The organism is Rhizobium sp. TBD182 (assembly GCF_001950375.1).
Lineage (GTDB): Bacteria > Pseudomonadota > Alphaproteobacteria > Rhizobiales > Rhizobiaceae > Agrobacterium > Agrobacterium tumefaciens.
The window spans coordinates 6,133-12,383 of sequence record NZ_BDLN01000018.1; the positions used below are offsets into that span (position 1 = coordinate 6,133).

Annotated in this window: 2 protein-coding genes; both read left to right on the forward strand. The window is 58.5% G+C overall.

All coding sequences use genetic code 11. The features are described 5' to 3' along the window. On the forward strand, positions 1-3,333 hold a 3,333-nt coding region (rpoB, locus tag T18_RS25760), incomplete at its 5' end, for a DNA-directed RNA polymerase subunit beta (RefSeq protein WP_323455283.1). Positions 3,334-3,513: 180 nt separating this feature from the next. Further along, on the forward strand, positions 3,514-6,251 hold a 2,738-nt coding region (rpoC, locus tag T18_RS25765), incomplete at its 3' end, for a DNA-directed RNA polymerase subunit beta' (RefSeq protein ID WP_323455284.1).

The following is a 6,251-nucleotide window of genomic DNA, read 5'->3' on the forward strand; positions in this document are numbered from 1 at the left end:
GGCGAAGTCGTTGTCGAAGGTGGCAAGAAGCTCACTCCGCGTCTTATCCGCCAGCTCGTCGACAAGGGCCTGAAGGCACTTAAGGCGACTGACGAAGACCTCTACGGCAACTTCCTTGCCGAAGACATCGTCAACTACTCGACGGGTGAGATCTATCTCGAAGCCGGCGACGAAATCGACGAAAAGACGCTTGGCCTCATTCTTCAGTCCGGCTTTGACGAGATTCCGGTCCTCAACATCGACCACGTCAATGTTGGCGCCTATATCCGCAACACGCTGCATGCGGACAAGAACCAGAACCGCCAGGAAGCGCTGTTCGATATCTACCGCGTCATGCGTCCGGGTGAGCCGCCGACCATGGATTCGGCAGAAGCGATGTTCAACTCGCTGTTCTTCGATGCAGAACGTTATGATCTCTCGGCTGTTGGCCGCGTGAAGATGAACATGCGTCTCGACCTCGACGCGGAAGACACCGTGCGCACGCTGCGCAAGGAAGACATCCTCGCTGTCGTCAAGATGCTGGTCGAACTGCGCGACGGCAAGGGCGAAATCGACGACATCGACAACCTCGGCAACCGCCGTGTGCGTTCGGTCGGCGAGCTGATGGAAAACCAGTACCGCCTCGGCCTTCTGCGCATGGAACGTGCGATCAAGGAACGTATGTCCTCGATCGAAATCGACACCGTGATGCCGCAGGACCTGATCAATGCGAAGCCGGCAGCTGCCGCCGTTCGCGAATTCTTCGGTTCCTCGCAGCTTTCGCAGTTCATGGTCCAGGTGAACCCGCTTTCGGAAATCACCCACAAGCGCCGTCTTTCGGCTCTTGGACCGGGTGGTCTGACCCGTGAGCGCGCCGGCTTCGAAGTCCGCGACGTTCATCCGACCCACTACGGCCGTATTTGCCCGATCGAAACGCCGGAAGGCCCGAACATCGGTCTGATCAACTCGCTTGCCACCTTTGCCCGCGTCAACAAGTACGGCTTCATCGAAAGCCCGTACCGCAAGATCATCGACGGCAAGGTGACGACCGACGTTATCTACCTCTCCGCTATGGAAGAGGCCAAGTACTACGTCGCACAGGCCAATGCCGAGCTCGATGGCGAAGGCGCCTTCACTGAAGAGTTCGTTGTTTGCCGTCACTCGGGCGAAGTTATGCTCGCACCGCGCGACAACATTAACCTGATGGACGTTTCGCCGAAGCAGCTCGTTTCGGTCGCAGCGGCTCTCATTCCGTTCCTGGAAAACGACGACGCCAACCGCGCTCTCATGGGCTCGAACATGCAGCGTCAGGCCGTTCCGCTTCTGCGGGCGGAAGCGCCGTTCGTCGGCACAGGCATGGAACCGATCGTCGCCCGTGACTCCGGCGCTGCCATCGCGGCTCGCCGCGGCGGTGTCGTCGACCAGGTGGATGCGACCCGTATCGTTATCCGCGCTACGGAAGAACTCGATGCCGGCAAGTCGGGCGTCGATATCTACCGTCTGCAGAAGTTCCAGCGTTCGAACCAGAACACCTGCGTCAACCAGCGTCCGCTGGTCGCTGTCGGTGACATCATCTCCAAGGGTGACATCATCGCTGATGGTCCGTCGACCGACCTCGGCGATCTGGCGCTCGGCCGTAACGCGCTCGTCGCGTTCATGCCCTGGAACGGCTACAACTACGAAGACTCGATCCTGATGTCGGAACGTATCGTTTCCGACGACGTGTTCACCTCCATCCACATCGAAGAATTCAAAGTGATGGCGCGTGACACGAAGCTTGGTCCGGAAGAAATCACGCGTGACATTCCGAACGTTTCGGAAGAAGCGCTGAAGAACCTCGACGAAGCCGGTATCGTTTACATCGGTGCGGAAGTTCAGCCGGGCGATATCCTCGTCGGCAAGATCACGCCGAAGGGCGAAAGCCCGATGACGCCGGAAGAAAAGCTTCTGCGCGCCATCTTCGGTGAAAAGGCTTCCGACGTTCGCGACACCTCCATGCGCATGCCTCCGGGCACGTTTGGTACCGTTGTGGAAGTCCGCGTCTTCAACCGTCACGGTGTGGAGAAGGATGAGCGCGCGATGGCAATCGAGCGCGAAGAGATCGAACGTCTGGCAAAGGACCGCGACGACGAACAGGCAATTCTCGACCGTAACGTCTACGGCCGCCTGATCGACATGCTGCGTGGTCACGTTTCCATCGCCGGTCCGAAGGGCTTCAAGAAGGGCGTCGAGCTTTCCAACGCCGTCGTCTCCGAATATCCCCGCTCGCAGTGGTGGATGTTTGCAGTCGAAGACGAGAAGGCCCAGTCCGAACTGGAAGCACTTCGCGGCCAGTACGACGAATCCAAGTCGCGCCTTGAACAGCGCTTCATGGACAAGGTCGAGAAGGTCCAGCGCGGCGATGAAATGCCTCCTGGCGTCATGAAGATGGTCAAGGTCTTCGTCGCTGTGAAGCGCAAGATCCAGCCGGGCGACAAGATGGCCGGCCGTCACGGTAACAAGGGCGTCGTCTCGCGTATCGTTCCTGTCGAGGACATGCCGTTCCTCGAAGACGGCACGCATGTCGACATCTGCTTGAACCCGCTCGGCGTGCCTTCGCGCATGAACGTCGGCCAGATCCTCGAAACCCACCTCGCATGGGCATGCGCCGGTATGGGCAAGAAGATCGGCGAGATGCTCGAAGAGTATCGCAAGACGATGGACATCAGCGAGCTTCGCACGGAGCTTACCGAAATCTATGCGAGTGAATCGCATGACGAGGTGAAGCGCTTCGACGACGAATCGCTGGTCAAGCTTGCCGAAGAAGCCAAGCGCGGTGTTTCCATCGCGACCCCGGTCTTCGACGGTGCGCATGAACCCGACGTTGCCGCGATGCTGAAGAAGGCAGGTCTGCATGAATCCGGTCAGTCCGTTCTTTATGACGGTCGTACCGGCGAGCCGTTCGACCGCAAGGTCACCGTCGGCTACATGTACATGATCAAGCTGAACCACCTTGTTGACGACAAGATCCACGCTCGCTCGATCGGTCCTTACTCGCTCGTTACCCAGCAGCCGCTGGGCGGCAAGGCGCAGTTCGGCGGACAGCGCTTCGGGGAAATGGAAGTCTGGGCTCTGGAAGCATACGGCGCGGCTTACACGCTGCAGGAAATGCTCACCGTCAAGTCGGACGACGTGGCGGGCCGCACCAAGGTCTACGAGGCGATCGTCCGTGGCGACGATACCTTCGAGGCCGGTATCCCCGAGAGCTTCAACGTTCTCGTCAAGGAAATGCGGTCGCTCGGTCTTTCGGTCGAACTGGAGAACTCGAAGGTCGAGACCCAGCCCGAGGATCAGCTGCCCGACGCAGCGGAATAAAGATGAGAGAGGCGGGCGCCGTGTTGGCGCCTGCCGTTTCCCCGGCGACCAATGGTTGCCGCGGGACACTTTCGCCGCATTGTGCGGTTAATCCGTATTTAAAGCTCTGGACGGTGACCCGGGAAGAAGCCGGTCCAGATGCAAACAGGGGCAGCAGCTAGCCTCTCAAGGAGACAAGGCATGAACCAAGAGGTCATGAATCTTTTCAATCCTCAGGTGCCTGCGCAGCATTTCGATTCCATCCGGATTTCGATCGCTTCGCCGGAAAAAATCCTGTCGTGGTCCTACGGCGAGATCAAGAAGCCGGAAACCATCAACTATCGTACGTTCAAGCCGGAACGCGATGGTCTCTTCTGCGCGCGCATTTTCGGACCTATCAAGGATTACGAATGCCTGTGCGGCAAGTACAAGCGCATGAAGTACAAGGGCATCATCTGCGAAAAGTGCGGCGTTGAAGTTACGCTGTCGCGCGTTCGCCGTGAGCGCATGGGCCATATCGAGCTCGCAGCGCCCGTTGCCCATATCTGGTTCCTAAAGTCGCTTCCCTCGCGTATCTCGACCTTGCTCGACATGACGCTGAAGGATGTCGAACGCGTTCTCTATTTCGAGAACTACATCGTCACCGAACCCGGCCTCACCTCGATGAAGCAGAACCAGCTTCTGTCCGAGGAAGAGTACATGATCGCCGTTGACGAGTTTGGCGAAGACCAGTTCACCGCCATGATCGGCGCTGAAGCCATCTACGAGATGCTGGCTTCGATGAACCTCGAAAAGATCGCCGGCGACCTGCGTGCCGAGCTTGCCGAGACCACCTCGGATCTCAAGCAGAAGAAGTTCATGAAGCGTCTCAAGATCGTTGAGAACTTCATGGAATCCGGCAATCGTCCGGAATGGATGATCATGAAGGTCGTTCCGGTTATTCCGCCGGACCTTCGTCCGCTGGTTCCGCTGGATGGTGGCCATTTCGCGACGTCCGACCTCAACGATCTCTATCGCCGCGTCATCAACCGTAACAACCGTCTGAAGCGCCTGATCGAGCTTCGCGCGCCTGGTATCATCATCCGCAACGAAAAGCGTATGTTGCAGGAATCCGTCGATGCGCTGTTCGATAACGGCCGTCGCGGTCGCGTCATCACGGGTGCGAACAAGCGTCCGCTGAAGTCGCTGTCCGACATGCTCAAGGGCAAGCAGGGCCGCTTCCGCCAGAACCTTCTCGGAAAGCGCGTCGACTATTCAGGCCGTTCGGTCATCGTGACCGGTCCGGAACTGAAGCTGCACCAGTGCGGCCTGCCGAAGAAGATGGCGCTCGAGCTGTTCAAGCCGTTCATCTATGCCCGCCTCGACGCCAAGGGTTACTCCTCGACCGTCAAGCAGGCCAAGAAGCTGGTTGAAAAGGAAAAGCCTGAAGTTTGGGATATCCTCGACGAGGTCATCCGCGAGCATCCGGTCCTTCTGAACCGCGCACCGACGCTGCACCGTCTGGGTATCCAGGCGTTCGAACCCATGCTGGTTGAAGGCAAGGCTATTCAGCTGCATCCGCTCGTCTGCACGGCTTTCAACGCCGACTTCGACGGCGACCAGATGGCCGTTCACGTGCCGCTGTCGCTTGAAGCCCAGCTTGAAGCCCGCGTGCTGATGATGTCGACCAACAACATCCTGCATCCGGCAAACGGCCATCCGATCATCGTTCCTTCGCAGGACATGGTTCTCGGCCTGTATTACCTGTCGATCATGAACCAGAATGAGCCCGGCGAAGGCATGGCCTTCTCGGACATCGGCGAATTGCATCACGCGCTTGAAAACAAGGTCGTGACGTTGCATGCCAAGATCCGTGGTCGTTTCAAGACCGTGGATGCTGACGGCAAGCCGGTTTCCAAGATCCATGAAACGACGCCTGGCCGTATGCTGATTGGCGAACTTCTGCCGAAGAACGTCAACGTGCCGTTCGACGTCTGCAACCAGGAGATGACCAAGAAGAACATCTCCAAGATGATCGACACGGTCTACCGTCATTGCGGCCAGAAAGACACGGTCATCTTCTGCGACCGGATCATGCAGCTCGGCTTTGCTCACGCTTGCCGCGCCGGTATTTCGTTCGGCAAGGACGACATGGTCATTCCGGACAGCAAGGTTAAGATCGTCGGTGACACCGAAGCCTTGGTGAAGGAATACGAACAGCAGTATAACGACGGTCTCATCACCCAGGGCGAAAAGTACAACAAGGTTGTCGACGCCTGGGGTAAGGCAACCGAAAAGGTCGCCGAAGAAATGATGGCGCGCATCAAGGCTGTGGAATTCGACCCGGAAACGGGCCGCCAGAAGCCGATGAACTCCATCTACATGATGAGCCACTCGGGCGCCCGCGGTTCACCGAACCAGATGCGTCAGCTGGGCGGCATGCGCGGCCTGATGGCCAAGCCCTCGGGTGAAATCATCGAGACGCCGATCATCTCGAACTTCAAGGAAGGCCTGACCGTTAACGAGTACTTCAACTCGACCCACGGTGCCCGTAAGGGTCTTGCAGACACCGCCTTGAAGACGGCGAACTCGGGTTACCTTACCCGCCGTCTCGTCGACGTGGCACAGGATTGCATCGTCAACTCCGTGGATTGCGGCACCGACAAGGGCCTCACCATGACCGCCATCGTTGATGCCGGTCAGGTCGTTGCCTCGCTCGGCGCACGTATCCTCGGCCGTACGGCTCTTGATGACATCGACAATCCGGTAACTGGCGAGAACATCGTCAAGGCCAGAACGTTGATCGACGAAGCCGACGTTGCAATCATCGAGAAGGCTGGCATCCAGTCCGTCCGTATCCGCTCGGCACTGACCTGCGAAGTGCAGGTCGGCGTTTGCGGCGTCTGCTACGGTCGTGACCTTGCTCGCGGTACTCCGGTCAATATGGGCGAAGCCGTTGG